General features: G+C 60.7%; 23 protein-coding genes and 4 pseudogenes. 10 read left to right on the plus strand and 17 right to left on the minus strand.

What is annotated here, in order from left to right; all coding sequences use genetic code 11:
* Positions 1 to 8: 8 nt before the first annotated feature.
* The 6 genes from ACI77H_RS17245 to ACI77H_RS17270 form a co-directional block, all read right to left on the minus strand.
* Positions 9 to 530 (minus strand): cytochrome C, encoded by a 522-nt coding sequence (locus ACI77H_RS17245; protein ID WP_407012951.1) that lies wholly within the window; start codon positions 528 to 530, stop codon positions 9 to 11.
* A gap of 125 nt (positions 531 to 655) precedes the next feature.
* Complete coding sequence (locus ACI77H_RS17250) at positions 656 to 1,177, minus strand: methylamine dehydrogenase light chain (protein ID WP_218436500.1); 522 nt, start codon at positions 1,175 to 1,177, stop codon at positions 656 to 658.
* Between the two features lie 19 nt (positions 1,178 to 1,196).
* Complete coding sequence (gene mauD / locus ACI77H_RS17255; protein ID WP_407012952.1) at positions 1,197 to 1,817, minus strand: methylamine dehydrogenase accessory protein MauD; 621 nt, start codon at positions 1,815 to 1,817, stop codon at positions 1,197 to 1,199.
* A 3-nt stretch (positions 1,818 to 1,820) separates the two neighbouring features.
* Positions 1,821 to 2,360, minus strand: a complete 540-nt coding sequence (locus tag ACI77H_RS17260; RefSeq protein ID WP_407012953.1) for a MauE/DoxX family redox-associated membrane protein — start codon at positions 2,358 to 2,360, stop codon at positions 1,821 to 1,823.
* A 13-nt stretch (positions 2,361 to 2,373) separates the two neighbouring features.
* Positions 2,374 to 3,522 (minus strand): amine dehydrogenase large subunit, encoded by a 1,149-nt coding sequence (locus tag ACI77H_RS17265; RefSeq protein WP_407012954.1) that lies wholly within the window; start codon positions 3,520 to 3,522, stop codon positions 2,374 to 2,376.
* 199 nt (positions 3,523 to 3,721) lie between these two features.
* Entirely contained in the window at positions 3,722 to 5,203 is a 1,482-nt protein-coding gene (locus ACI77H_RS17270) for an ATP-binding protein (RefSeq protein ID WP_407012955.1), read from the minus strand.
* 177 nt (positions 5,204 to 5,380) lie between these two features.
* On the opposite strand from ACI77H_RS17270, the pseudogene ACI77H_RS17275 reads away from it, so the two are divergent.
* Together ACI77H_RS17275 and feaR are read left to right on the plus strand one after the other, a co-directional pair.
* Positions 5,381 to 5,501: pseudogene (locus ACI77H_RS17275) on the plus strand (oxidoreductase); the annotation flags it as partial.
* Between the two features lie 153 nt (positions 5,502 to 5,654).
* Positions 5,655 to 6,572 carry a transcriptional regulator FeaR gene (feaR, locus tag ACI77H_RS17280; protein ID WP_407012956.1) on the plus strand — a complete coding sequence of 306 codons (918 nt, stop codon included), beginning with the start codon at positions 5,655 to 5,657 and terminating at the stop codon, positions 6,570 to 6,572.
* Positions 6,573 to 6,606: 34 nt separating this feature from the next.
* On the opposite strand, the gene ACI77H_RS17285 is transcribed toward feaR, so the two are convergent.
* A complete protein-coding gene (locus ACI77H_RS17285; protein WP_407012957.1) occupies positions 6,607 to 7,236 on the minus strand; it encodes a response regulator transcription factor in 630 nt (209 codons plus the stop codon).
* A gap of 201 nt (positions 7,237 to 7,437) precedes the next feature.
* On the opposite strand from ACI77H_RS17285, the pseudogene ACI77H_RS17290 reads away from it, so the two are divergent.
* Positions 7,438 to 7,521: pseudogene (locus ACI77H_RS17290) on the plus strand (4-hydroxyphenylacetate 3-monooxygenase reductase subunit); the annotation flags it as partial.
* 131 nt (positions 7,522 to 7,652) lie between these two features.
* Here ACI77H_RS17290 and ACI77H_RS17295 read toward each other — a convergent pair.
* The 3 genes and pseudogenes from ACI77H_RS17295 to ACI77H_RS17305 form a co-directional block, all read right to left on the minus strand.
* On the minus strand, positions 7,653 to 8,906 hold the full coding sequence (locus ACI77H_RS17295) for a methyl-accepting chemotaxis protein (protein ID WP_407013082.1): 1,254 nt from the start codon (positions 8,904 to 8,906) through the stop codon (positions 7,653 to 7,655).
* Between the two features lie 144 nt (positions 8,907 to 9,050).
* Positions 9,051 to 9,779 (minus strand): annotated as a pseudogene (locus ACI77H_RS17300) (cache domain-containing protein); the annotation flags it as partial.
* 53 nt (positions 9,780 to 9,832) lie between these two features.
* Positions 9,833 to 11,155, minus strand: a complete 1,323-nt coding sequence (locus ACI77H_RS17305; RefSeq protein ID WP_407012958.1) for a hypothetical protein — start codon at positions 11,153 to 11,155, stop codon at positions 9,833 to 9,835.
* A 277-nt stretch (positions 11,156 to 11,432) separates the two neighbouring features.
* Between ACI77H_RS17305 and ACI77H_RS17310 the strand changes: the two genes are divergently transcribed.
* Positions 11,433 to 11,822 (plus strand): c-type cytochrome, encoded by a 390-nt coding sequence (locus ACI77H_RS17310; protein ID WP_407012959.1) that lies wholly within the window; start codon positions 11,433 to 11,435, stop codon positions 11,820 to 11,822.
* Between the two features lie 47 nt (positions 11,823 to 11,869).
* On the plus strand, positions 11,870 to 13,360 hold the full coding sequence (locus tag ACI77H_RS17315; RefSeq protein WP_407012960.1) for an aldehyde dehydrogenase family protein: 1,491 nt from the start codon (positions 11,870 to 11,872) through the stop codon (positions 13,358 to 13,360).
* Position 13,361: 1 nt separating this feature from the next.
* Here the strand turns inward: ACI77H_RS17315 and ACI77H_RS17320 are convergent, their stop codons facing one another.
* From ACI77H_RS17320 to ACI77H_RS17340, 5 genes and pseudogenes are all read right to left on the minus strand, one after another.
* On the minus strand, positions 13,362 to 15,749 hold the full coding sequence (locus ACI77H_RS17320) for a DUF3772 domain-containing protein (RefSeq protein ID WP_407012961.1): 2,388 nt from the start codon (positions 15,747 to 15,749) through the stop codon (positions 13,362 to 13,364).
* Between the two features lie 337 nt (positions 15,750 to 16,086).
* Positions 16,087 to 17,490 carry a heavy metal sensor histidine kinase gene (locus ACI77H_RS17325; protein WP_407012962.1) on the minus strand — a complete coding sequence of 468 codons (1,404 nt, stop codon included), beginning with the start codon at positions 17,488 to 17,490 and terminating at the stop codon, positions 16,087 to 16,089.
* On the minus strand, positions 17,487 to 18,158 hold the full coding sequence (locus ACI77H_RS17330; protein WP_149418845.1) for a heavy metal response regulator transcription factor: 672 nt from the start codon (positions 18,156 to 18,158) through the stop codon (positions 17,487 to 17,489). Before ACI77H_RS17330 ends, ACI77H_RS17325 begins: the two co-directional genes overlap by 4 nt.
* A gap of 39 nt (positions 18,159 to 18,197) precedes the next feature.
* Positions 18,198 to 18,455 (minus strand): DUF2790 domain-containing protein, encoded by a 258-nt coding sequence (locus ACI77H_RS17335; protein WP_407012963.1) that lies wholly within the window; start codon positions 18,453 to 18,455, stop codon positions 18,198 to 18,200.
* Between the two features lie 126 nt (positions 18,456 to 18,581).
* Positions 18,582 to 18,842, minus strand: a pseudogene (locus ACI77H_RS17340) (alpha/beta hydrolase); the annotation flags it as partial.
* A gap of 280 nt (positions 18,843 to 19,122) precedes the next feature.
* Between ACI77H_RS17340 and ACI77H_RS17345 the strand changes: the two are divergent.
* Positions 19,123 to 19,344, plus strand: a complete 222-nt coding sequence (locus ACI77H_RS17345) for a hypothetical protein (protein ID WP_407012964.1) — start codon at positions 19,123 to 19,125, stop codon at positions 19,342 to 19,344.
* Here ACI77H_RS17345 and ACI77H_RS17350 read toward each other — a convergent pair.
* Positions 19,341 to 20,243, minus strand: coding sequence for a LysR family transcriptional regulator (locus ACI77H_RS17350; RefSeq protein ID WP_407012965.1), 903 nt, complete (start codon positions 20,241 to 20,243; stop codon positions 19,341 to 19,343). The two genes, ACI77H_RS17345 and ACI77H_RS17350, sit on opposite strands and share 4 nt — an antisense overlap.
* A 143-nt stretch (positions 20,244 to 20,386) precedes the next feature.
* Between ACI77H_RS17350 and ACI77H_RS17355 the strand changes: the two genes are divergently transcribed.
* Both ACI77H_RS17355 and ACI77H_RS17360 read left to right on the plus strand, forming a co-directional pair.
* Positions 20,387 to 21,688 carry an NAD(P)/FAD-dependent oxidoreductase gene (locus ACI77H_RS17355; protein WP_407012966.1) on the plus strand — a complete coding sequence of 434 codons (1,302 nt, stop codon included), beginning with the start codon at positions 20,387 to 20,389 and terminating at the stop codon, positions 21,686 to 21,688.
* Positions 21,689 to 21,739: 51 nt separating this feature from the next.
* Positions 21,740 to 22,828 carry a polyamine ABC transporter substrate-binding protein gene (locus ACI77H_RS17360; protein WP_407012967.1) on the plus strand — a complete coding sequence of 363 codons (1,089 nt, stop codon included), beginning with the start codon at positions 21,740 to 21,742 and terminating at the stop codon, positions 22,826 to 22,828.
* Between the two features lie 63 nt (positions 22,829 to 22,891).
* On the opposite strand, the gene chrA is transcribed toward ACI77H_RS17360, so the two are convergent.
* Complete coding sequence (gene chrA, locus ACI77H_RS17365) at positions 22,892 to 24,100, minus strand: chromate efflux transporter (RefSeq protein ID WP_407012968.1); 1,209 nt, start codon at positions 24,098 to 24,100, stop codon at positions 22,892 to 22,894.
* A gap of 158 nt (positions 24,101 to 24,258) precedes the next feature.
* Between chrA and ACI77H_RS17370 the strand changes: the two genes are divergently transcribed.
* Together ACI77H_RS17370 and ACI77H_RS17375 are read left to right on the plus strand one after the other, a co-directional pair.
* Positions 24,259 to 25,230, plus strand: a complete 972-nt coding sequence (locus tag ACI77H_RS17370) for a Bug family tripartite tricarboxylate transporter substrate binding protein (protein WP_407012969.1) — start codon at positions 24,259 to 24,261, stop codon at positions 25,228 to 25,230.
* A complete protein-coding gene (locus ACI77H_RS17375; RefSeq protein ID WP_407012970.1) occupies positions 25,227 to 25,721 on the plus strand; it encodes a tripartite tricarboxylate transporter TctB family protein in 495 nt (164 codons plus the stop codon). Before ACI77H_RS17370 ends, ACI77H_RS17375 begins: the two co-directional genes overlap by 4 nt.
* The last annotated feature ends 15 nt before the right edge of the window (positions 25,722 to 25,736 follow it).

Raw genomic sequence — 25,736 nt, forward strand, 5'->3', positions numbered from 1 at the left:
AACCGATGTCAGTTGTTCATCCCGTCTTCAATTGCGATGCCTTGCGCACGCATTTGCTGGATCAGTCCGGCGCGGGTGCCGGGGAGGTTGAGCATGGTTTCTGCGCGCAGTGCCGCCACTTCTTCAGCGCTGTACGGCTGATAGTCGGCCGGCGTGCTTTTACCCGCCATCCCGTCGGCACGGATCAACCAATTGAGCAGATCGGCCAATTGCGCGTTGTTCAGTGCAGACTGCGACATGCCCGGCACACGCACGAGAAACTCGCGGCCGCCCGGCACTTTCAGAAAATTGCCGACAAACCCGGTCATCCGCGGCGTGTCATTGGCGGCAGACCCCATGCCATTGCCCAAGTGGCAACCGGCGCATTGCAGTTGGTAGTTCACGCCAACGCTGTAACCGGCCTGGGCAATCGGTTTTTGCAGGGCTTCATTGCCCGGCGCGTGCCGTTGCGCCGGGTCGGGAATGGCTCTGGCATGAACGAGCGGGGCGGTCATGAAGCAGACAAGACCGAGGATGAGCAACCTACCCATAAGCAGCACCTCCACCTGTGCAGGAGAAAAACGGACCTGTAGGAGCCAGCTTGCTGGCGAAGGCGTCAATGAAAACGCCATCGCCGGCAAGCCGGCTCCTACAAATAGCCAACCGCAATCAAGCGTTAAACCGCCACGCCGCGAATGATCGAAACGGTGCAGTGGTAGATGTGCGATTTGGCGGCCAGGCACCAGTTCACATCGTTGTTGTTGAACGGGCGATAGGCCGGTTCTTCACTGTCGTTACGGGTGCAGGCGCACTGCGCACAGCTCTGCTTACCGCAGCAGTCGTTGTACGAAATGATGTAGTCCTTGCCGTCGGCCGGGTTGCGGCAGGTGCCGATCCAGGTCACTTGCGACGCTTCCGTGCCCGGCGGACAGGACGTGACCGACCCCCCGCAGCAGCTGCACAAAAAGCCATCGATGGAGCAGTAGCGCCAGTAGTCGCAGCTGTTCGGATCACCGGGGTCACCGGCTTTCGGGTTGTCGGCAGCCAGCGCCTTGCTGGTGCGGTCCAGTGGCAACAGCAACGGCAGCGCAGCGCCGGCGACCATCAGAGAACCCATGCGCGACAACAGTTTGCGTCGCGAAGTGGTGTCGGCAACACGGCGAGTCGAACGCTCAAACAACAGATCCAGCAGTTTCATAAAAGTCTCCCTGCCTTAATCAGTGGCTATGGCCGTGGCTGTGGTCGTGTGCGTGCGGTTGGCTGTTCAGGTATTCCTGCAGCGTGGCGCTTTTCAGGTGCTCGACTTCGAACAGGCTGTCCAGGTGCTCGCGGGAATTGACCAGGCCTTTGGCGCGCAGGGTGCCGGTCTTGTCGATCAGCGCGGCGTACGGCAGCTTGCCGATCTGGTAGGTCATGCCCACTTCCGGGCCGACCACGTAAATGGCGTCGTCCAGTTTGTGTTCGCGGATCAGCGCTTGCTGCGCGTCCATGTCGCCGTCGCTGATGAACACCACGTCGAGGCGATCCGCCTGTTCTTTAGCGATGGATTTGATCGCCGGCAGCAGCGATTTGCAGATCGGGCAGGTTGGCGAGAGGAAGAACAGCAGTTGCGATTTCTCGCCGGCATAACCGAAGTTCACCGGGCGCCCTTTACGGTCGGACGCAGTGACTTGCGGCGCGGCTTCATTGACCGCCACGCCCTTGTCCATCATCAACGCGCCGGCCGGGGCCAGGCGACCGTGCAGCACACCAATCTGCCGGACCAGGCCCATGACGGCAAACGCCACGGCCACCAGCAGTACCCAGAGCAGAACGTTGGAAACGATTAAGCCTTCCATTGATCACCTACCAATCAGTTTGAGCAGAAGAGGGGAGTTCGCCAGCAAGCCATCGGCTGCGGCGTAAATCAGCAGCGCGACGGCGCTGGCGGCGACAGTGACGAAGCCGTCGAAAAAACCAAGTTCCCGGGCCGCCGGCAACACGCTGGCCAGCAGCGCCAGGCCCACCAGTGCGCCGTTGCGCAGCAGCAACACCGGACGCAGCGGTTGCGCCTGGTCCGGCCCGGCACAGCCGCAGTCGATGTCGCGACGGCCGCGCCACAGGTTGATGCCAATTGCCGCGGCGTATAGCGCGATCAGGCTGGCGGCACTCAGCGCGGCCGACGAGCGCCAGGCCGGCACCAGCAGCGCAAACGCGACCACCAGTTCAACCACCGGAATCACTCGGGCGATTGGCCGAACGAGCGCGCCGGGTAGCAGTTGGTAGTCCGCCAGTTGCCGGGCAAAACGTGCCGGCGCGCGCAACTTGTGAGTCGCGGCACTGGCCAGCAACACCGCAATGGCGAGGGCGCTGGCAATGATGAAGATCGGATCTAAGTGCATGGCCGAACCTCGGTTAGTAGCTCATGACCTGGGTCGCGGTTTTCGCGACTTTTGGCATGCTGCCGGTGAGCGTGTTGGTCTTCAGGTCGAAAATCTGCAAACCGCCTTCGACGTCGGTACCCAGCAACAGTGGCTTGTCGTCGCCGGTGGCCTGCATGCTCCACACCGGAACCGGCGCTTGCAGAGTCGCCACTTTCTTGTGGGTTTTCAGATCAAACGCCCAGATCAGCGGGCTTGGGTCTTCCCACTTCATCGGTTCATGCGTGTCGTGCATAAGCACGTACAAGCGGTTGAGCTTCGGCGCCACCGCCATCAGCTGCCAGCCGCCCGGTGCCCAGCCGGCCTTCTTTTCCTCGTCGTTGGTCAGCGACCATGACGGCAGAATTTTCGGTGCGTCGGCGGAGAAGTCCACCGGGCGCACAGTGCCCGTGGTGGTGGTGAAGTAATAGGTATCGCCGACGTTCACCGCCCGTTCCACCAGTTTTTCCGCGTTCGGGTCGAAGAACGGTGTGCGGCTGCGGGCGGTTTCCTGGCCCTGATCGTTCAGCGTGATCACTTGCAAACTGCCGTCGCCGCACAACGAAGCGAAGCGGCGATTGCCGACCGGGTAGTTGAGCACGCAACCCGGAATCGCCAGTTCGGCGGTGACGGCTTTGGCCTGGGTGTCGACCACGGTCACCGAGGTCGACGGGGTGAAGTTGTAGACGTAGACGAAGCGGTCATCCCCGCTGGTCTTCAAACCGTAGCGCTGGGTCAGCGACTCGGCGCGCTTGGTTGGAATCAACAGCTCCCAGGCCGGCGACAGGGTCGAACTGTCCCACGCAGTCAGCACATCGGTGCGGGTGCCGCGAGTGCCGCGCGAGTAAAAGATGTCGGCGCTGTAGAGGGTTTTCTGATCGTGGCTGAGCGTCGAAGGCGCGGCAAAACCGGTCGGCACCATGCCGAGGACGCGTTTTTTATCGGGGTCGACCACGGTGACGCGACCCGCCACGAAACTTTCGAATTCGACGTCGACGATAAAGGCCCGATGGGCTTCCGGCGGAAATGCCAGAACAGTCTGGCCGATCGTGTCAGCGGGCAGATCCGCGCTGGCATTGTTCAAACCCAGTACCAGCAGGCTGAGACTCAGCGCTGACTGTACGGTGATCCTGGTGGCTCGCATTAGGGGGAACTCCCTGAATTATTGTTCGTGCAAATCGCGGGTGCATTGGCAGATTTTTGCAGTTCGATTCTGCCTCGCTGGCCGAGGGAGTGAATTGCTGTGGCTGCCAAGTGTTTGTGTGTCTGTGCCAGTCTTCGAAATCAGGCTGCACGCACCGTAATTGCAGGGAGGGGCCGGCTCCTACGAAAAGCGGTTTACATCAGGCGGGCGTTGCGAGGGGAAGGGAGAAGGTGAACACGGCGCCGCAGGGCTCAAGATTTTGCGCCCAGATATCGCCGCGATGGCGACCGATGATGTTTTTGCACAGCGCCAGGCCAATGCCGTTACCGCTGACTTTGGAGGAGAAGAACCCATCGAAGAGTTTCTCCTGCGCTTCGACCTGAATGCCGCGCCCGCAGTCTTCGATGCGCACCAACGCCACATCGTTTGAGCGGCTGGCGTGAAGGCGCAACACCCGTCGTTCAACAGGCAGATCGCTCATTTCTTCAATCGCGTTGAAGGCCAGATTAAGAATGACCTGACCGATCAGAACCTTCTCGCAGCTCACCATCAGCGGCGTCGGGCTGGCGACAATGTCGACGCGGATCAGACTCGGGGCGGCGCGCAGGCTGATGAAATAGCGGGTTTCGTCTAGCAACGCATTGAGGTCGATCAGTTCTTCGCTTTGTTCCAGCTTGACCACGTAATCGCGCACGCTCTTGATGATCAGCGACGCATGCTCGATTTGCCGTACGGCGCTCTGCAAACCCCAGGCGACCCCCTGATCAGTGGCTTGCTCTTTGTTCAGGCGAATCACCGCACCTTCGATGAAGTTGCGGGTGGCGGACAGCGGTTGACTCAGCTCATGGGCAATCGCCACGGCCATTTCGCCCATGGCGTTGTAGCGGGCCAGGTACTCGAGTTTTTGCTCGCTGACGCGCCGCGCTTCTTCGGCGCGCACTTGGTCGGTGACGTCGCGAAACAGCAGTAGATGGCCGACCAGATCGTCTTCAATTTCGATAAAACGACACGTCGCCTCATGCCAGCGCCACTCACCGTCGCGGCGCTGCACGTGATAGTGCACGCTGAACGGCGCATGTTCCGGTGTCTCGCTAGCCAACTGTTGCAGCAGGCGCTGGCGTGAATCGTTGTCGCACCATGACAGGAAATTTTCGCCGATCAGCGCGTGCTCTTCGCTGTTGAGCAAATGTGCGCCGGAGTCGCTGATAAAACGGATATCCCCCTCTGGACCGAGCACCGCAACACCCTCGGCCAAATCCTGCATGAATGCCTTGAGCCGACTCTCGAAACGCTTGAGGTCGCGCTTGACCTTGTCTTCCCTGGAGATGTCGCGGAACTGCACCATCAACACATCGCGCCCTTCCAGATGCACCAGCGTGGCGACCGCCTCGGACAGAATTTCCACCCCCTGCTTGGAGCGATAACACCACTCGATGGCGCGCTGGCCCGTGCGCGCGGCGCCTTCCAGCCAACGCAAACCCACCGAGCGCCGGTACTTCGGCGCATCGCGGGTCATGTCCGGGGCTTTCAGCGGCGTCAGTTCTTCCAGGGTGAAACCGAGCGCGTTCAGGGCGGCGGTGTTGGCCCAGAGAATCTCCTTGCTCTGTGCATCGTGAAGAATGATGCACAAAGGCATGGCTTCGATGAGGGTGAAAAAGTCGTGTGGTGTTGGCAGGTACATCGCGCAGCCCAGAGGAACCGGTGAAAGGGAAGTATGGCGTTTTTGTACCGTCTTGCGCGTGGGGATGCGCTCGGAAGAAACCGGGGGGGGCTAGGGGATTTCTTTAGCCAAGGGGCTACACGCACCAATAGCGGCGACCCGATGCGGTTTTTACACTGACCGCATCAACGGTCGCCACTGGACGGCGTGCCAGAGCCCCTGCGACAACTGTCCGTCGAACAGGGAAAAGGCGTCCAACAAGCAGATTTGTGCCTGCGCTTCCCGCGCTGTTTCCGCTCGTCTGGTATGGGACATGTAACGCGAGGGAAGGCTGGCAAGCCAGCGCCGGAGCCTGTTGAATAGCCCTCAGGCCGCCTTCAAGGGAGGAGACAGCCAGGTACGTAATATTTGCCGAACCGCTCGACGAAGCGGTCGAAAAATAACAATAAAACAGGCGTGAGGCTTTGCAGTGATGATGACTTCTTCGGCGGTTCGCAATGAGGCGTTCGAAAGCTGGTTGAGCCAGGTCAACCAGGCCTGTGGGCGTTTCGATGCCCGGGCCCTGGATACGGATTTTTACGGTGAACTCGCGGAATACCGCAGCGGCGCCATTAACCTCAGTGTCGTCGACATGGCGCACGTGCACCTGTATCGCACCAGCAAAGACGTCAGCGTCTGTCGCGACGGCCACTATTACGCGGTGTTCCAGATGCGTGGCAGTTCACAGCTGGAGCAGGGTGAGAATCGCGCTCAGCTGGGGGCGGGCGACATCGCCCTGATCGATGCCTGCCGCCCAAGTGACATGACCTACAACGAGGACTCCCGACAGCTGTCGCTGATCCTGCCGCGGCAGGTGGTCGAGCGCGGTTCGCACTTCAAGGGGGTCAACTGCGCTACGCGGATCGCGGCCAATACACCACTGGCGGCGATGGCCAACAAGTTGGTGATGGACACCCGGCAACAGGACGGCCTGGACATGCAGGACAGCGAAGCGGTGCTCGATGCCCTGGTTAGCCTGCTGTTACCGGCGATCAGCGCCCGCGACAGCGGCGGCGATGCCCACGAGCGGCAGTTTCGCAAGGTCATCGCCTACATCGACGAACACATCGCCGAAGAGCTATGCCCCGAGCTGATCGCCCGGGAGGTGGGGGTTTCAGTGCGGGGGTTGTACCGGATGTTCTCCAAGCGTGGCCTGGTGGTGGCGCAATACATCAAGCACCGACGCCTGGATTTCTGCGCAGAGAACCTGCGCCGCTCCGATGTTGAGCTGAAGCTCTCTGCGCTGTGTTACGCCTGGGGCTTTTCCGATTCCAGTTATTTCTCATCGGCGTTCAAGTCGCGCTTCGGCGTGTCGCCGGGGGCGTATCGCAAACGCTATAGCCAGAATTGATTGCGCGTGGCGGCCTGACCGTCCCCGAAGAGTCTCAATGCCGCGCCGGCTCTTCTGCCGGCAAATGCAGCACTTCGCGCACCAGCATTGCAATGCTGGTCACGCCCATCTTTTCCTTGATCTTGGTTCGGTGCACATCAACGGTTTTCACGCTGATGTTCAGCTCCCGGGCGATGACCTTGCTTGCCTTGCCATCGATCACCAGCATCAACACTTCCCGCTCACGACTGGTCAGCAAGGCCAGTTTGCTTTGCAGGTGCTGGCGTTGCTCCTGATCGGCCTGGGCATGCACGGCCGTTTTCAGCGCCGCCTGAATACGGTCGATCATTTGCTGCGGGTTGTACGGTTTCTCGACGAAATCCAACGCACCGTTCTTCATCGCCCGCACCGACATCGGAATGTCGCCATGCGCGGAGACGAAGATGGTCGGCAGGGTGCTGCCGCGCTGGTTGAGGATTTCCTGCAGTTGAAAGCCGCTGGTCTCCGGCATGCGCACATCCAGCACCAGGCACGCCGGTTGCCTGGGGTCATACTGGCTCAGGAACTGTTCAGCACCGGCAAAGCACTGCGCCTGCACACTGACCGATTCCAGCAACCAGGCCAGCGAAGTGCGCAAATCTTTGTCGTCATCAACGATATAAACAATTGGTTTGCGGATTTCCATCAGGGACTGCCACGAGAATTTCTAATTATTGTTTTCGCACGCGTGCACGCTGCGGCGGACATCGGCGCCTGTGTTGACGCCAATCAGCAGAATACCCACTGCTGGGGGGGCTGACGATAAAGAAATCACCTGGTCGACTAGTGGAAAGCCCACCTTGCCATGGGGATCGTCAGAATGGTTCGGCGCCGCGCCGGGCCTTAGGTCGGGGTGCGAGGAGAAGGGGATAGCCTGGTGTATTTCAACCGGTTGTTTCATCGGCTTGAGCACGCAGGGGCTGCGTGCTGAAACACCGCGTTATCGTGCATCGCGGGCAAGCCACGCTCCCACAGGGTTTTGGCGAACACGCTACTTGTGAACGCCACAACCCTGTGGGAGCGGACTTGCCCGCGATGGAGGAGTAACAGGCAACAACACGCTCAGATCCGGAAACTCCCGACCAGTTGATTCAGCCGCCCGGCCTCCCGCTCCAACTCGGTACACGCCTGCAACGTCGATTGCAGGTTCTCCACCCCTTGCTGGTTCAGCGTGTTGATCTCGGTGATGTCCACGTTCAACGCCTCGACCACCGAGGTCTGCTCTTCAGTTGCCGCCGCCACCGACTGGTTCACATTGTCGATCTCGCCAATACGCTGGGTCACGCTGCCCAGCCGTTTGCCGGCGAGGTTGGCGATGTTGACGCTTTCCTCGCTGTGTTGCTGGCTCTCGGTCATGGTCGTCACCGATTCACGCGCACCGATTTGCAGCTCTTCGATCATCTGCTGAATCTCCGCTGCCGAGGTTTGCGTGCGTCCGGCCAGGCTGCGCACTTCGTCGGCGACCACGGCGAAGCCGCGACCCGCTTCACCCGCCCGCGCCGCTTCGATCGCGGCGTTGAGCGCCAGCAGGTTGGTCTGCTGGGAGATGCCCTTGATCACTTCGAGGATCTGCCCAATGTTCACGGTTTTGCTGTTCAGCACTTCAATGTTGACGCACGACGCGCTGATTTTGCCGGACAGTTCGTTCATCACCTGAATCGTGCGCTCGACCACCTGACGTCCGTCTTCGGCTTGTTCGCGCGCGGCGGAAGCTTGCTGTGAGGCATCTGAGGCGTTAGTCGCGATTTCCTGGGCGGCGGCGCCCAGCTCGTTGATCGCGGCGGCGACGCTGTTGGTGCGGGTCGATTGTTCATCGAAATTGCTCAGCGAGGCGTTGGAGGCCAGCAGCACACGCTTGGCGCCTTCGTTGACGCCGAGCGCTGCCGAAGAGACCTCGCGAATGGAGCGGTGGATGCGCTCGACAAAGCGGTTGAACGCCGTCGCCAGTTGACCGATTTCATCCCGTGATTGCACGGCCAGGCGTCGAGTCAGGTCGCCTTCGCCCAGGGAGATGTCCTCCATGACCCGCGTCAGCAGTTGCAGCGGCCGGGTGATGCGATACGCCGCGTACCAGATCAACACCAGGCCAAGCAGGGCCGAACCGCCTCCCAACAACAACTCCAACGCCGTGCTTTGCACGCCATGCGCATCGAGTTCGCTTTGCAGTGTGGCTACTGGCGCAAGCAGCACATCCTGCGGCACGCCGACCAGCACGCCCCACGGCACTGCACCGGCAATCGGTGCCAGCGGTTCGAGGACTTTGATCTGTTGCCGGTCGACGAACACTTTCGGCTGGCCCTGACGCAAGGTGTCCATCACCTCGGCATTGTCCAGCGGTTGGCCGAGCCGGCTGACGTCCTGGCTGTTGGCGGAGATCACGCCACGGGGGCTGACGATGCTGATCTGCCCGTTGCCGTCGAACAGTTGACGCGCGCTGGCTTCGCTGTTCTGTTGCAGGGCGGCGAGGTTGATGTCGAGGCCGACCACGGCGATGACTTTGCCATTGTCGATCAGCGGAAACGCAATGCTGGTCACCAGTTTGCGGCTGCCGGACGCCTCGTCGAAATACGGCTCCAGTACGCAGGCTTTGCGGCTGTCGCGGGCGCAGGTGTAGAAGGCGTTGTACGGCGCGCCGCTAGGACCGGGTGAGGTGTTGGCGAGCAGCGTTTCGTCGCCGATCACCGCTTGCAGTTCACCGGGTTTGCTTTGCACCCAGTACAGGGAAAAGCGCCCGGTCTCGTTGCTGCCCATGACGGCCTGATCGACGAAACTGGCGTCGGCGCCGTCCAGGGCATCGGGTTCGAAAATGACATAAAGCCCGAGCAGGTCGGGCTTGTCGATCAGGGCTTGATGCAACTGGGTGTTCAGCGCCTGGCGCAGTTGTGGGCGGGTCAGGTTGCCCTGGTGTTGCAACTGCCTGAGGTAAAGCAGATAGCGCGACAACCCTTGGCCATATTCGTGAGTCTGCATGAAGGTGCGCTGCACCTGCATCGCCTGCACTTTGCCCAGCGCCTGCATGTGTTCCTTGGCGGCGTTGGCGAGCATATCGCTGCTGGCCCGGGCCACTTGCTGGCTGCTTTGATGGGTCTGGTACAGCGACAAACCCATCAGCAAAGCCACTACCAGCAGTAGGCAGAGGCCGGCGAGCAGGGCGATCTTGCTCTGAATCGTCAGGAATTTCTTATGCATTGGAAAGGCCTTTTTCCACGCGGGCAGTGGATGCGCCACTGCCCTGATCGGGCTTAGAAGGTGGTGGCGAACACCACCTGGCTGTAGAGGTTCTTATCGTTGCTGCCCAGTTGCGTGCCACCCTCATCGGCGCTCTTGTCCGGCTGATAGAGGCCGATCAGCGGCATCACCGTCAGGTGCTCGTTGACGTGCCATTCGGCATACAGATCAACTTCGTGGCCATCGGTATTGCCGAGGTTGCGGTCGATGGTGTCGAAGTTGAAGTACATCGCGCCCACTGTCAGGTTCTCCAGTGGCGAGACTTTCAGCGTGACGTTCTGAATGCGCGAATTGCTGTTGAACGGACCGGCGTAGTTACCGGCGACTTCACCCTGGAACCAGGTGCCATAACCGCGACTGAAACCGTAGAACAGCGTGTCGTAACCTTCCGAGAAACGGCTGTAGCGGTAGCTGACATTTGGCGTCCAGGCCACGTCGGCAAAGGTCCAGCCGGCTTCCAGATACCAGGCGTCTTCGGTGGCGGAGTGGGGTTTGTCCTGCTTGGCGTATTCACCGGAGAGGAACAGGTTTTTCACCCCGGCATTGCCTGTCGCGCGCAGGCTGTAGGTTTTCATGCCATCGCGTTCAAGTTGAACAGGGGAGGCGAACTCTTCGTCGACATCGGTGGTGTCGATGTAGGTCAAACCGACCGTGCCAGCTTCGGCGACGTGCTCAAGGGTGCCGACGTACATTTCGGTTTTCGCCTGAGCGCGGTTATCGGATTTCAACCACATCAGGTCGCCACGCCAGCCTTCCTTGCCTCCCAGACGCAACACGGCGGTCTCGTCGAAGGCTTTGCGCGCCGCCAGATAGTAAGCGCCGCCGCGATTGAAATCGCCGTCGGCCAGGCCTTTGCCCATGTTCAAGGCATCGCCGTCAATCAGGAAACCGTCACCGATCACGATGTTCTGACGGCCGAAGGACAGGTCGACGCCGTCCTCGCCGAGCACGTCGAATAGCTTGCCCGAACGCCAGCCGAGGTAGGCGTCTTCAAATTTGGTGGTGCGTTCCGAACCATCGCTGAAGCCCGCAGCATCGCCGTCGCCCCAGGTCCCGGAACTGAGCAGATTGGCCGCGCCGTACGCGGTGCCGACCCCGGCCAGGCCTTTGTCGAAGCTCAGGCCATATTTGACGTAGCCCTCGCGCCACGACGAAGAACCCGGGTCGAGGCGGCCGGACAGCGCATAGTTTTCCTGACTGTGAAAAATGCCGAAGACCGCTTCCAGCGTGGCGTTCAGGTGACTGTCGTCATCGGCGTAGAGTTCGTACGCGTTGGCATGGCCAGCACTGATCATCAGCGCGAGGGTAGAGAGACGAAGCAAGGGGGACTTGAGCATGGTGTGGCATCCGTTCTTGTTCTTGAGCGCAGGCTTGCGGTCTTTTTCGATACTAAGGCGCGGAACTTTTCCGGCCTTTTGTATGGTTGCCAAAGAGTTGGCTGTGCTTGCCAACATGCCCGGTTTGGCAGCCCCGCCAACACGACTGGCACGCAGGGCAAAACCTGCGCGTCACTGACCACCGACAATCCGTGTCAACCCTGCCGATGCACCGTTGCATCGGCGCTCCCGTGTTGCCGCTCAATTGACGAGCGCGGATTTTCAAGGTCGTTTTCCTATGCTCACTTCGCTGCGATTGCCCCTCATCGGTCTGCTCTCACTCTCCCTCGCGCAAACCGCACTGGCCGCCGATTGCGCGTCCGACCAGGGGCACGGCGCCCAGGTCTTCGCCAATGAGTGCGCGGTCTGCCATTCGGTGACCAAGGGCATGACAGGGATGATGGGACCGAACCTGGCGGGTGTGGTCGGGCGCAAATCCGGCTCACTGGAGGGCTTCAACTATTCCCAGGCCATGCGCAACAAAGACATCAACTGGCAGGCCGAGAACATCGCGCAACTCATCGCCCAACCCCAGGCGTTCGTGCCGGGGACGTACATGCCCTACATGGGCCTGGCCTCGGCCGACGATCGCCAGGCGGTCGTGTGTTTCCTCAAAGAACAACAGTAATCAGCCTGCTATCCGGCTGAACAATGCGTCTGAACCAAAGGTGATTTATGAGCAACGTTGAAATCCTGCCGCAGGTTGCTGCATTTCTTGACCGCCGCCATGGCTGCTTCATCGATGGCCAGTGGGTGTTTGCCCAAGGGCCGAGCATTGCCGTGGTCAACCCGGCCACCGGCAAAACCCTGTGCGAAACCCTCGACGCGCCGCTGGAAGTGGTGGAGCAGGCCGTGCAGTCGTCGCATAAAGCCTTCAAATCCGGCGTGTGGTCGGGGCTGCGCCCGGCGGACCGTGAACGCATTCTGCTGAACTTCACCGCGCTGGTTGAGGCGCATGCCGAAGAGCTGGCGCAGCTGGAAACCCTGAGCCAGGGCAAGTCGATCAACATGGCCCGCGCGCTGGACCTGAACGCCACCGTGGAGTTCATGCGCTACATGTCCGGCTGGGCGACCAAGATCGAAGGGCAGACCTTTGACGTGTCGATTCCGCTGCCGCCGGGGGCGAAGTTCACCGCGTTCACCAAGCGTGAGCCGGTGGGCGTGGTGGTAGGGATTGTGCCGTGGAATTTCCCGCTGCTGATCGCGGCGTGGAAGCTGATGCCGGCGCTGGCTACCGGTTGCACGGTGATCATCAAACCGGCAATGGAAACGCCATTGACCGCCATGCGGCTGGCTGAACTGGCCCTTGAAGCGGGAATTCCGGCGGGCGTGTTCAACGTCGTCACCGGTGGCGGCGCCAATGTCGGTGGGGTGCTGACGGCGCATCCGCTGGTGAGCAAGGTGTCGTTCACCGGTTCCACCGCCGTGGGCAAAAGTGTCGGCGTGGCGTGCATGGAAAACATGACGCGGTTCTCGCTGGAGCTGGGCGGTAAAAACCCGATGATCGTGCTGGCCGATGCCGACATCGACAAAGCCGTTCAGGGTGCAATCCTCGGCGGTCTGCTGAACAACGGTCAGGTCTGCGCGGCGGCTTCGCGCTTCTACGTGCATCGTTCGATCCACGATCAATTCGTCGAAGCACTTGCTGCCGCTGTATCGGCAATGCCCATCGGCGCAGGCATGAACGGCGAGGCAGCGATCAATCCGCTGGTGTCGCGCAAGCAACAACAAAGTGTGCTCAAACACATCGAGCTGGCGCGCCGCGAAGGCGCACGGGTGGTGTCCGGTGGCGAGTTGCTGGAAGGCGAGGGCTTCTACGTGCAGCCGACGATTTTGGCTGACATCGACCACAGCATGGCGGTGGCCCGCGAAGAAGTGTTCGGACCGGTGCTGGGGGTGATGCCGTTTGACGATGAAGACGCCGTGATTGCCCTGGCCAACGACAACCGCTACGGGCTGGCTGCGAGCCTGTGGACCAATGACCTCGGCAAAGCGATGAACCTGGTGCCGCGCATCGAGGCCGGCACCGTGTGGGTCAACGCTCACGTGCTGCTTGACCCGGCGATGCCGTTTGGCGGGGTCAAGCAATCCGGCATGGGCCGCGAGTTCGGGCGTGCGGTGATCGAGGCCTACACCGAGCTGAAATCGGTGTGCATCGCGCACTGATTCACACCGCGGGTGCCGGCTTCGCCAGCTCGATACCCGCGGCGCCCAGGCGCTTGAGGATCTCAAACAGCAGGTCACTCTTGGTCGCGCCGACAATTCTCGGGCTGCCGACGTAGCCGGTGACAGTCAGGGTGATGCCTTCAGGGGTCAGTTTGCTGAAGCGCACCATCGGTGCCGGTTTGTCGAGAATGGTCTCGTGCTCGCAGTAGGTGTTGTAAAGCAGGTCTTTCACCTGTTCGGGGTCGATGTCCAGGGGGAAGGTGAGTTCGAGTGTCGCCACCCCTTGGGCACTGCCGCCCAAGGTTACGTTGCGCAGGTTTTGCGAGATCAGTTGTGAATTGGGCACGATGACAATCGAGCGGTCACTGAGCTGGATTTCGGTGGCCCGCACGTTGATCCGGCGGATGTCGCCCTCGACGCCGCTGATGCTGATCAGGTCGCCGACTTTCACCGGTCGCTCGGTCAGCAGGATCAGGCCGGAGACGAAGTTTTTGACGATTTCCTGCAAGCCAAAACCAATCCCCACCGACAACGCGCTGACGATCCAGGCCAGGTTGGTCCACTGCACGCCCAACGATGACAGGGTCATCAGGATGACCAACGCATAGCCAATGTTGGCAAACAGCGTGGTCAGCGAAGCGCGCATGCCCGGGTCCATCTCGGTTTTTGGCAGGAGTTCCTTGTCCAGCCAGCGGCCCAGCGTTCGTATCAGGTAAATGCCGATCAACAGAGCCAGTGTGGCATTGAGCAAGTGACCGGGGATGATGTTCAGTTTGCGCAGCCCGGCGCCACCGAGAATGGAAAAAACGTTGGAGAGCAGTTGCCCCAGCGTCGTTCCGACCCCCCCGACAAACAGCGTGATAAGTGCCAACAGCAAAAGCCCGGCCCGACCGACCCCCGACAGAATGGTCGAGATCTGCTCCAGGCGCTGGTCTTCAATGCCCAGTAGCTGTTTCAGCGACTTGCCGCTGGGACTTTTGACCGAGAACAGGTATTCGCAGGCATCCTTGAAGCATTGCATCAGCAGGTAGAAGCCGCAGAGCACGAGGAATCCCCAGACCAGTTCATAGGTAATGAATCGTGCGAGGGACACGTACCCCGTCAACAGCGCTAACAGTGAAATCACGACCGCGAGACTGGCGATTGTGTAGAGCACGCCAGCGAAAGTCCGGCCTGCTTCAGGGGTTTCTCCAGCGACTACGACGGCTCTTCGGACTTTGCCGGTGCGCAACAACAGATCCAGCAGAACAAACGAAACCATCATGGCGACGATGCCTCGAGTGGCGATCACCACGCCACTGCTCATCCCGGCTGCGTTGATGATCTGGTTCATCGTCACCCCAACAAACAGCACGACCGCCAGAATTCGGGGATAAGGTGCCAGTGACAACGCCACCGGATCGGCGAGCGCCGGCAGCCGCCAGGACGGGTGTTTCGTGGATAACAGGGCGCGACTCAGCGAGGTGATGAGGACGCAGGTGTAGGCGACTTTTTCGAACTCCTGGGAAAAGGTGGTCAGCATCGGCGTCAGCGGAGTATGGCGTGTGAGGGTATAAAACAGCAGTTGCAGGGCGACGCCGACAGTCAATACGGTGGCCAGCACAGAAGCCAGCGCGAGGGAACTTCGGCGCAGGCGTCCTTCCGGCATCCGGTGAATGCACAGCCAGGTCAGCCCACGTTCGGCGAGCCGGCGGCCGAGCGTCCAGATGACCAGGGCCAGCAGCAACAGTGCGCTGGTGGTGAGGCGTTGGCCCGGTTGCCAAGCCACTTTGACGACCTCTGTCGCCTGATCGAAGAACATTCTGACGCGCAGCCGATCGTCCATCGAAGGGGCCATGGCCGGTGACCAGAAGTTTGGGTTCAGGATGCTTCGGGTGCTCAGGGTCAGTTCGCTTTCCAGCAGGTTGCGACGGATACCGGAGATCTGGGTGATGAGGTCAGTGGCACTCGCTTTCAGAGCGGCCAGGGTTTTCAGGGTGGCGTCGACTTTGTTTTTTTGTTCGGTGAGCGCCGTTCGCTGCGCGGCGATATCGGACTGTTCGGCGGAGTTGTCATCGAGGGGGGCTGGCCCCAGTACGCCCAGTTGTGCGCGGAGTTGAGTCTGTAGGGGAAGCAGTGATGCGGTTAGGCGATCGACATCCAGCATGAACACCTGGACCAGGTCCTGCGGGCCCTCCAACTGGTTGAAGTTATCGACCAGGGAGATCTGCTGTTTGAGGCTGTCCAGGCGCAGTTGCAGCGCCTGGAGATCGCTCTGGGAAACGGTCAGGGTGGCGGTGCCCGTCCTGGCCGCTGAAAGGTCTGGAGGGGCCGCCGCCGAGAGCATTCCGGGCCCCGCCCCGAAAAACGTCAAAGCGAAGAAAATCATGGCTTTCAGTGCATGACGCATAGGAGTGTCCGACTCTGTTGTTAGTCATTCAGCCTATGAGGTTAGGTCATCTTTGCCCCCGACGTACGGTGCCTTGCTATGGTCCTGCTCCGTGGGCCCGCCGCCATCGGCCATCCATCGCCGGGGGCGGCTACCGCGGCATCCTTGCCGCGGTGCCCACAGGGGAATGCATCCATCCGAAGAGCCAGGACGGCCGGTTGGCCGCCTCGCGGTCCCACCGAACGAAAGGGGCAAAAGCACTTGGTTACTCGGCGCTTTTCCTATTAACCCGCTAAGAGCGGAACCAATAGCCGCCGTTACCGCCACAACGGAGATGTACTCAACCACCAAACCAGCTTCACTCACCCACCCGCCGTCCCGGGAAAAACAACTCAAAACACGTCACCCCCTCACCGCTGGCAACGCTATAAGCCCCGTGATGCAACTGCATGATTGTCGCCACGATCGACAGCCCCAAACCATTGGAATGAGCCGAACGCTCGCGTGATTCATCGACGCGGTAAAAACGTTCAAACAACCGCGGCAGATGCTCGGCGGGGATGGTCGCGCCAAGGTTACGCACGATCACCCGGATACCGTCAGCCGAAGGTATGGCGCGGATGACCAGCTCGGAATGCGGCGCGCCGTACTTGATCGCATTGGCACAAAGGTTGGCCAGCGCACGGCGCAGCAGCATCGGTTCAGCCCAGATCACGCCGCTGCCCTGAGCGTCGATGTTGATCCCGACGTCCGCCGCCAGCCCTTCAAAATAGTCGGCCATGCGTTCCATTTCGTCAGCGGCCTCCAGTTCCTGGCGTTGGCTGAGCGCGCTGGCCGGGTCGGTGCGCGCCAGAAACAGCATGTTGTCGAGCATGCGCGCCAGACGCTCAAGTTCTTCGACATTAGAGGCGAGCAGTTGCTGATAGGCTTCGACGCTGCGGTTCTGCTGCAACGCGACCTGGGTTTCGCCGAGCAGGTTGTTGATCGGCGTGCGCAGTTCATGGGCCATGTCGGTCGACACCTGACTCAGTTGCACGAAACCCTTGCCCAGCCGGTCGAGCATCGCGTTCAACGCCTCGATCATCGGCAGCAGTTCCCTTGGCGCGCCTTGGCCATCAAGACGCTCGGTAAGGTTGCCGACGCCGATGCCGTGGGCGTGCCGGGCCAGACGTCGCACAGGCAGCAAGCCGCGATGTACTAACAGATAGCCGGACAGTGCCAGCAGAATCGCGGCCACGCTGGCGAAGAGGTACACATTGAGCCGGTATCGGGCGAGCACGGTGGTGCGCTCGGTCATCAGGCGTCCGGTGACCACTTGCAAGCTGCCCATATCGTCGGATTCGATGGTCGCCGCGACGGCCGCGAAGGGGATGCCGTCCATGCCGGGGTAATGCTGCACATCGGCCAGACTCAACGGATGGTCCATCGACACCGGTGCCAGCGAGGGCAAGGCGAGGTTGCCGGGATTGACCACCAACAGCGGTTTTTGCCCGGGGGCGCCAATGGTCAACAAAGCTTCGCGATTACCCAGCATGTTCTGGAACAACGCCGGTTTAGTCCTGATCAGCTCCAGCGTATTGCTGTCATTGAGGAAGGTACGCAATTGATCGATGCGGTTTACCAGCGCAGCGTCGTCGCGGCGGATCAGTTCGCGCTCCAGGTCGCGGTACAGCGCCACGCCCAACAGGGTCAGCGAGACAAACGCGAGCAAGGCAAACACCAGTGCCAGGCGCAGTGTCAGCGAATGGCGAAGGCGCTTCATGGCTGAGTGTCGAAGCGGTAGCCGATGCCGCGCACGCTGTGGATCAGCTTGAGCTGGAACGGGTCGTCGATTTTCAGGCGCAAGCGGCGCACGGCGACGTCGACGACGTTGGTGTCACTGTCGAAATTCATGTCCCAGACCCGTGACGCGATCATCGAGCGCGACAGGACCTGGCCCTGATGCGTGGCAAACAAATGCAGCAAGGCGAATTCCTTGTTGGTCAGGGTGATCCGCACGCCGGCGCGGGTGATGCGGCGCTTGAGTACGTCGATTTGCAGGTCGTCGACTTGCAACTGCTCTTCTTCGCGAGTTGGGCCACGGCGGGTCAGGGTGCGCAGGCGTGCCACCAGTTCGGCGAAGGAAAACGGCTTGATCAGGTAATCGTCGGCGCCCAGCTCCAGGCCCTTGATGCGGTCGGCGATGTCGTCTCGTGCGGTGAGGAACAACACCGGCGTGTCCGCTTCCTTGCGCAAGCGGCGCAGGACTTCCCAGCCATCCATTTTCGGCATCATCACGTCCAGCACGATGACGTCGAAGTCGTGCTCAAGGGCCAGGTGCAGGCCATCGACGCCGTCTCGCGCCAGGCTGACGGAGTAACCGAGTTCCTGCAGGCCATTGAGCAGGTAGTTGCCTGCCTTGGGTTCGTCTTCGACTACGAGGATGTTCATGACGGTCTGCCTCAGCCAATTGGCGCCAGTGTAGCCGGATCAATGATCATCGGTGCAGCCGGTGCCGGCGACCTGGTAATCCAGCACGTGCTCGCGACCCTGATGGTCGAGGTAGTCGAGCCGTGCCGGAATCAGGCCGCACTTCTGCGAAATGTCGGTGCTGGACAGGACTTTATCGACGTCCATGTGCACGAAGAAACCGGTCTTGTCGTGGATCACTGGCGCGCGGGTCTGAGTATCGGCAAACGCCGAACCGGTGGCGAGGAGGGCGGCGAAACCGAGGATAAACATTTTCATGATGAGGCTCTCTATTCAGGGTTTGGAGGCTGCCGGCGGTACCTGGCAGTGAGTTCAGGTTAACCAGGCGATCCGGACAGCCGACCAACAGTTCAATGACAAAGTTGTAATGAAACGGCCTCGGCGTCAGGGCTGGCGACCGGAGGCTTCGAGGATCAGGTCGGCGATCTCTTTGGAGTGGGAGACCAGCGACAAGTGGCTCGACGGCAGCTCGATGGTGGTCGCGCCCATGCGCTTGGCGAGGAAGCGTTCGAGGTCCGGATTGATGGTCTGGTCGAGGCTGGAGACCGTGTACCACGACGGATTGCTGTGCCAGGCGGCAGCATTGGTGCGTTCGCCGAACAGGGTTTTGGCGATCGGTTGCTGCACGGCGAACAGTTGCACCGCTCACTTTAGGGCGCGAGGGGGCTGGCTACGCTGGCAACTCGATGACAAGTTTGTAATGCACGGCCTTTGAATAGGCGCTGGTCTTTCGCACGCCATCGCCAGCAAGCCGGCTGCTACGGATTGTTGTCGTTCATGTGGCCACCGAACCCCTGTAGGAGCTGGCTTGCTGGCGAAGGGGCCGGCAGGGTTTCATCGATCCAGATGACTGCCGTATGTCGGGCACGAGGAACGGCTATCCGATACGAACTTCCAAGCGAAGACAATCCTTGGGAGTTAGACCATGACCGATGATCTACGACGAGAAGCACTGGCGGCCTGGTATAAGCTCCTCGCGCAGCCCGAAATCCGCAGGGATGCAGAGGCGCAATACGACGAGCTGCTCAAGGCCGCCGACGAGATGGAGCGCGCAGGACTGATCAACAGCGCGGAATGGCGGACATTGGTGCGCGAGGCCGGCGTGGCGTTTTCCAATGCGGTTGAAGGTGTAGACGGAGGGACCTAAAGCGCAAGGGCCTCTTTTCCGGCCTGCTGCGCAAACCATTGCAGAATCAACGCACAGGCCGGGTGCGCGGCGGCTGAAGGTTGCAGATTCAGCGCGTAAACACCTCGTGTTTCCAACGGGCGGCCAAACGGGATGACGAGCACGCCCCGTTCGATCGATTCGCCTGCCAGCGTCATATCCGTCATCGCCACGCCCAATCCTCGCGCCGCTGCGTCTAGCGCCAGTTCGTCGAGGTTGAAGGGGATGTGCCGGTAATCTTCCAGCGATTTTCCGCCATTGGCAGACAGCCACTGGACCCAGTCATGCCTGTCCGCCGAGCGATGCAGCAACGGGAAACTCACCAGGTCTTGCACCGCTGCCAGTGGCCGCGTCGAGGTGCCGAGGCCTGGGGCGCACACCGGCACCAGCGCTTCCTTGAACAGCGTCAGGCTATCCGGATCAGCGGACGGCTCGGGCAAGTAGAGGATGTACGCATCACTGTCGATGCCCGGTTCCACCACTTCCGTCGCCACGGTCTCGATCGACAACGAAACCTCCGGATGATTTCGATACAACTCACTCAACTTCGGCAGCAACCAGCGAACCGCCAATGACACGTGCATGCGGATGCGGAACGGGCGTTCCTGCGGTGCGAGGCGGTCCTCCAGGGTTTTCAGTTGCGCCAGGATATTGCGGGCAGTGCCCAGCACCTGTTGACCTTCCGGTGTCAACCGCACATGGCGGCTGTTCCTCGCAAACATCGGCACGCCGAAGTGGCTCTCCAACAGCTGAATCTTCCGGCTCACCGCACTTTGGGTCAGGCACAACTTGGCCGCGGCTTGGGTGAAGCTGCCCGAGTCGGAAACTTCCACCAGTGCCTGCAAGGCCTGGAGCGAAGGAACGTGGCGAATTTTATCCATGCGTTTTCTGAATGGCTCGATGATTTTAAAACGTTGGTTGTATCATTACAGGCCTTATAGATTCTAGCTCTGGCGAGCGTCTTCCGAAAACGCCCATGCGATTACAGCATGCGCTCGCAGAACGACAGTCAATGAGGTGAGGCATGACCAATCAATGTGGCTGGATTGCGCTGGCGGGAAGTTCAGCCGTTCGCGGTCCTCTCAAAGGCACGGAAAAAGCCGACTGGCTGATTATCGGTGCCGGTATCACCGGGTTGAGTGCCGCGCACTCGCTCGCGCAATTGCACCCCCAGGCGCGGATCGTGATCGTCGACCGGCAGCGCGCGGCGCAAGGCGCCTCAGCGCGCAACTCGGGTTTTGTGGTGGGCCACGAACACCCGACCACGGATGAACTGATCGGCAACCCCGGTTTTGCCGGTTATGAAGTGGACACCGCGATTTCACGCGCCGCCAGCGACGAAGTCCGCCAACGCATCGCACGTCACGGCATCGAATGCGACTTCCGGGATTCCGGCTATTTCTTCGCCGTCAGCGATCCTGGCAAATTGACCGATGTCGAGGCCAAACTGACCACGCTGCGCGCCGTCGGCGCCTCTGCTGAGTTTCTGCAAGGTGAGCAACTGAGCGAAAAACTCGGCAGCGGGCACTACCAGTCTGCGATCTGGTGCGGTCACGGCAACGCGTTGCTGCAACCGGCGAAATACGTGAAGGGCTTGCTGGATGCACTCCCAGACAACGTGACCGTCTTCGAAAACACCGACATCACCGGCCTGGAGCGTCTGGGCAAAGGCCGCATTCGCGCCAATGGCAGTGCCGGCAGCATCGAGGCGAAGCAAGTGATGGTGTGCCTGAACGCCTTCATTCCCCGCTCGGGCATCGAGGACAGCGGCACCTTCCCGATGGAACTCAGCGCCAGCCTGACCCGGCCGCTCAGCGATGAAGAGTTCCAGTCCATCGGCGCCGTCGAGCCGTGGGGCGTGCTCTCCACCCGGCCGCTCGGCGCCACGGTACGCCTGACCCCGGACCGTCGGGTGATGATCCGCAACACCGCCGAGTATCGCTCCCGTGACCTGACCGATAGCGAACTGCTGCATCGGCGCAAACACCATGTACTCGGCTTGCAACGGCGCTTTCCGTTTCTCGGCGAGCAGGACATTCAGTACACCTGGACCGGACATTTGAGCGCCTCGCGCACCGGGCAACCCTATTTCGGCAAGGTCGAAGAGGGCGTGTTCGCGGTCGCCGGCTGCAATGGTTCGGGCGTCGCGCGCGGCACGCTGTGGGGGCGATTGCTCGCCGAAATGGCCTCGGGCACCTGCTCGCCCATCCTCGAATCGGTCATGCGCAGGGCGCAACCGGGCTGGCTGCCGCCCAAGCCCTTGCTCGATATCGGTGCCATGCTTCGCATGCGCGTGGAGGCGGTCAGGGCCAGAACAGAAATCTAGAAACCCCGGCGATCAAAAAACAACAAAAGCTCATCAACAAGGTGATTGAACATGCGCGTGAACACAATTTCCCTGATGGTTGTACTGACCACGTTGTCGGCCGCCACTTATGCGGACGAAGTCGTCAATATTTCCAACTGGAACGGCTACATCGCCGACGACACCCTGGCCGGTTTCACCCAGTCAACCGGGATCAAGGCGACTTACGATATCCATGACAGCAACGAAGTGCTGGAATCGAAGCTGATGACCGGCAACACCGGCTACGACGTGGTCAGCCCTTCGAACCATTTCCTGTCACGGCTGATCAAGGCCGGGGCCATTCAGAAACTCGACCGCAGCCAGCTCCCCAACTGGAAAAACCTCGACCCGGCGCTGATGAAAAAACTCGAGGTCAATGATCCGGGTAACCAGTACGGCTACCCGTACATGTGGGGCACGGCGGGGATTGGCTACAACGTCGAGAAGATCAAGGCGATCTTTGGCAACACCGATGTCACCCATTCGTGGAAGTTGTTTTTTGATGAGGAAAACATCAAGAAACTCAGCCAGTGTGGCGTGGCGATTATCGACAACCCGACGCAGATCCTGCCGATCACCCTCAATTACCTGGGACTGCCGCCCCATAGCCACGAGCCGGCGGATTACAAGAAAGCCGAGCAGGCGCTGCTGAAAATCAGGCCGTACATCCAGTATTTCCACGCGTCCAAGTACATCAGTGACCTGGCAAACGGCAATGTCTGCGCGGTAATCGGGTTCAACGGCGACATCGTTCAAGCCGCCGCCAGCGCCAAGGAAGCCCACAACGGCATCGACATTGCGTATTCGATTCCGGACGAAGGCTCGACCCTGTGGTTCGATATGGTCGTCATGCCGAAGAGCGCGCCGCACGAGAAGAACGGCTACGCCTACATGAACTACCTGCTGACGCCGCAAGTGATTGCCAACATCAGCAACAGCATCCACTACGCCAACCCCAACCTCGCCGCGGATCAGTATGTGACCCCGGCCGTGAAGCAGGACCTGGCGATCTACCCACCGAAAAGTGTGTTGGAGAAATTGTTTACCGTCGAGGAACTGCCGGCGGCCATTGCGCGATTGAGCACGCGTCTGTGGACCAAGTTGAAAACCAATACCTGAGGGTGATTGCCCCCTTCCTTGACGTGTGCCCGTCAGGGAAGGGGCTGTACTCGCTGACCAATCCTAGCCAATGACGCTCAACAGCCATCCCGCAATCGCGCAGCCGAGCACCACCAGCCACGGCGGCAGCTTCCAGAACATCAATGCGACAAGGGCGACCAGCGCCAGGCCGAAGTCTTGCACTTTGAAAATCGCACTCGTCCAGACCGGTTGATACAGCGCAGCCAACAACAAACCGACCACGGCAGCATTCACCCCGATCAGTGCGGCCTGCAAACGTACGCTGCGACGCAACCGTTCCCAAAACGGCAGAGCGCCGAGGATCAGCAGAAACGACGGCGTGAAGATCGCCAGCAGGCAGATCAAGCCACCGAGCCAGCCCGACGGCGCAAGGCTCATGGATGCACCCAGAAACGCGGCGAACGTGAACAGCGGACCCGGTACGGCCTGCGTGGCGCCATACCCGGCGAGAAACGCTTCGTTGCCAACCCAACCCGAAGGCACCACCTCGGCTTGCAGCAGCGGCAGTACGACGTGGCCGCCACCGAACACCAGGGAGCCGGTCCGGTAGAAGGCATCCACCAGTGCCAGGGTTTGACTCTGCAAGAGTGGGTTCAAGATCGGCAGGCCGATCAGCAGTACCAGAAACAGTGACAACCAGATCGCCCCGGCGCGTCGGCTGAGGGGGATGGGCAGAGGATCGTGCCCGTCACGCTGCGCGGGTTTGAACAACAGCAGGCCGGCGACGCCAGCGGCGACCATCACGCCGACCTGTGTCCAGGCGGACGGTTCAAGCAGGACAATGCAGGCTGAAATCATCATGAGGGTGACGCGCAGCCCGTCCGTGCACAGGTTTCGTGCCATGCCCCACACGGCTTGCGCAACCACCGCGACGGCCACCACTTTGAGCCCGTGCAGCGCGCCGGGCGCCAACGCCGTGCCGTAGCGGGAAATGCCCCGTGCAAACAGGATCAGGGCGACGGCCGAAGGCAGCGTAAAACCGGCCCACGCGGCGAACGCCCCGCGGTATCCCGCCCGAGACAGGCCCAGTGCAATGCCGACCTGGCTGCTGGCCGGCCCCGGCAGGAATTGGCACAGCGCTACCAGATCCGCATAACTGCGCTCCGACAACCAGCGACGCCGTGTGACGAACTCGTCACGGAAGTAGCCCAGGTGCGCGATGGGGCCGCCAAACGAGGTCAGCCCGAGGCGCAGGAAAATGATAAACACCGACCATGGGCTACTGGGGCTATCGGCACGGGGTTCGTCCATGTACGCGTCTTCCTGAAATGAAGTGATTCACTGTTGTAAGCCGCCATTCTAACCATGGCCTACGCTTATCCCGAGATGGATGTTCATTGATCGGGGTACTCGCCCTGATCGACGTTCAACCGGCGCCCCATAAAAACAAAAGTCTCGGGAGAAAATGCATGTTCGCTTTGTTACGTCGATCCACCCTTTGCCTCGCGGTTGTCGTCAGTATCGCTGTGTTCGCAACGCCTGCCTTTGCCCTGGATACGGTCAAGTTCATGGCGCCCGGTTCGGTGGGCGGGGGTTATGACCAGACCGCCCGTGTTCTGGGCAAAGCCTTGATTGAAGCCAAGGCTGCCAAATCCACCACCTTCGAAAACAAGGGTGGAGCAGGGGGCACGCTGGGGCTGGCGCAGTTCGCCAACAGCACCAAAGGCGATCCGAATGCGCTGCTGGTGGTCGGTGCGATCATGGTGACGGGCATTGAGCAGAACAAACCGCAGATTACCTTGAAGGATGTGACGCCGATTGCACGGCTGTTTACCGAGTACAACGTGATTGCAGTGCGCAAAGAGTCCGAATTCAAGACCCTGGAGGACCTGCTGAAAGCCTTCAAGGACAAACCGACCAGTATTTCCTGGGGCGGTGGCTCCAAGGGGTCGATCGATCACATCGGCATTGCCGAATTGGCCGCAAAAATGGGGATTCCGGTCAACAAGGTCAATTACGTGGCCTTCGCAGGCGGGGGGGAAGTGGTTGCCCAGGCATTGGGGGGGCAGATCAAAGTGATCACCGGCGGTTACGCCGAGCTTGGCCAGTACATCAAGAGCGATCAGTTCCGTGTGCTCGCCATCGGTGCACCAGAGCGCATTGCAGGCATCGACGCCCCGACGCTTAAAGAAAGCGGGTACGACGTGATCATCGGCAATTGGCGTGGTGTTTACGGTGCTGCGAATCTCACTCCCGAGCAGCGCAAGGAAGTGACCGACGCCGTAGTGGCCGGCGCCAACAGCCAGGTCTGGAAAGACAACATCGAAATCAACAAATGGGCACCCAACGTCCTGACCGGTGACGACTTCGGCAAATTCGTCGAAGCGGAACACGTGCGGCTGCGGGCGATGCTGGTCGAGGTGGGGCTGGTCAAGCCATGAGTCAATCGCGCGCAATCGTACCGGTGCAACTGGCGATTGGCGTCGGTGTGATCGCCATCAGCGCCATGCTGGCCTACGGCGCCTTTCTGTTCCCTGAAGAGATGGGGTTCGTCATCCTTGGCGCGTACGTCTATCCCTATGCCGTGGCGGTATTCCTCGCAGGCGTGGGCGTGGTACTGAGTTATCAGGCCGTCACCGGCGGTTTCCGCGAACTGGCCGATCATGATGACGAATCTGCCAACGTGTTGCGCGGCGGCAAAGCGGGGGTGGCCTGGGTAACGGCGGGGTTGATAGGCGTGGCTACGCTTATCAATCTCATTGGCTTTGTCCTGTCAGCCGCGCTGTTGTTCGCCTGTTCGGCGCGAGGCTTTGGCAGTCGCCATCCGCTGCGCGATCTCGCCATCGGCGTTGCCCTGACGCTACCGATTTACTGGCTGTTCAATGCCGGGCTGGGGGTTTCCCTTCCGCCGCTTGTCAACGCCTGGATCTGATTCGGGCCGCAGGAG

This window comes from Pseudomonas sp. O230, assembly GCF_045447035.1.
Taxonomy (GTDB): domain Bacteria; phylum Pseudomonadota; class Gammaproteobacteria; order Pseudomonadales; family Pseudomonadaceae; genus Aquipseudomonas.

Coding starts and splice junctions, on each gene's coding strand:
- ACI77H_RS17260 (WP_407012953.1), bottom strand. CDS start 2,360: ATGCACTTAGATCCGATCTTCATCATTGCCAGCGCCCTCGCCATTGCG.
- ACI77H_RS17265 (WP_407012954.1), bottom strand. CDS start 3,522: ATGCGAGCCACCAGGATCACCGTACAGTCAGCGCTGAGTCTCAGCCTG.
- ACI77H_RS17375 (WP_407012970.1), top strand. CDS start 25,227: ATGAGTCAATCGCGCGCAATCGTACCGGTGCAACTGGCGATTGGCGTC.
- feaR (WP_407012956.1), top strand. CDS start 5,655: ATGATGACTTCTTCGGCGGTTCGCAATGAGGCGTTCGAAAGCTGGTTG.
- ACI77H_RS17335 (WP_407012963.1), bottom strand. CDS start 18,455: ATGAAAATGTTTATCCTCGGTTTCGCCGCCCTCCTCGCCACCGGTTCG.
- ACI77H_RS17355 (WP_407012966.1), top strand. CDS start 20,387: ATGACCAATCAATGTGGCTGGATTGCGCTGGCGGGAAGTTCAGCCGTT.
- ACI77H_RS17315 (WP_407012960.1), top strand. CDS start 11,870: ATGAGCAACGTTGAAATCCTGCCGCAGGTTGCTGCATTTCTTGACCGC.
- ACI77H_RS17245 (WP_407012951.1), bottom strand. CDS start 530: ATGGGTAGGTTGCTCATCCTCGGTCTTGTCTGCTTCATGACCGCCCCG.
- ACI77H_RS17305 (WP_407012958.1), bottom strand. CDS start 11,155: ATGCTCAAGTCCCCCTTGCTTCGTCTCTCTACCCTCGCGCTGATGATC.
- ACI77H_RS17295 (WP_407013082.1), bottom strand. CDS start 8,906: ATGGACACCTTGCGTCAGGGCCAGCCGAAAGTGTTCGTCGACCGGCAA.
- ACI77H_RS17310 (WP_407012959.1), top strand. CDS start 11,433: ATGCTCACTTCGCTGCGATTGCCCCTCATCGGTCTGCTCTCACTCTCC.
- ACI77H_RS17325 (WP_407012962.1), bottom strand. CDS start 17,490: ATGAAGCGCCTTCGCCATTCGCTGACACTGCGCCTGGCACTGGTGTTT.
- ACI77H_RS17250 (WP_218436500.1), bottom strand. CDS start 1,177: ATGAAACTGCTGGATCTGTTGTTTGAGCGTTCGACTCGCCGTGTTGCC.
- ACI77H_RS17360 (WP_407012967.1), top strand. CDS start 21,740: ATGCGCGTGAACACAATTTCCCTGATGGTTGTACTGACCACGTTGTCG.
- mauD (WP_407012952.1), bottom strand. CDS start 1,817: ATGGAAGGCTTAATCGTTTCCAACGTTCTGCTCTGGGTACTGCTGGTG.
- ACI77H_RS17370 (WP_407012969.1), top strand. CDS start 24,259: ATGTTCGCTTTGTTACGTCGATCCACCCTTTGCCTCGCGGTTGTCGTC.
- ACI77H_RS17350 (WP_407012965.1), bottom strand. CDS start 20,243: ATGGATAAAATTCGCCACGTTCCTTCGCTCCAGGCCTTGCAGGCACTG.
- ACI77H_RS17330 (WP_149418845.1), bottom strand. CDS start 18,158: ATGAACATCCTCGTAGTCGAAGACGAACCCAAGGCAGGCAACTACCTG.
- ACI77H_RS17345 (WP_407012964.1), top strand. CDS start 19,123: ATGACCGATGATCTACGACGAGAAGCACTGGCGGCCTGGTATAAGCTC.
- ACI77H_RS17270 (WP_407012955.1), bottom strand. CDS start 5,203: ATGTACCTGCCAACACCACACGACTTTTTCACCCTCATCGAAGCCATG.
- ACI77H_RS17320 (WP_407012961.1), bottom strand. CDS start 15,749: ATGCGTCATGCACTGAAAGCCATGATTTTCTTCGCTTTGACGTTTTTC.
- chrA (WP_407012968.1), bottom strand. CDS start 24,100: ATGGACGAACCCCGTGCCGATAGCCCCAGTAGCCCATGGTCGGTGTTT.
- ACI77H_RS17285 (WP_407012957.1), bottom strand. CDS start 7,236: ATGGAAATCCGCAAACCAATTGTTTATATCGTTGATGACGACAAAGAT.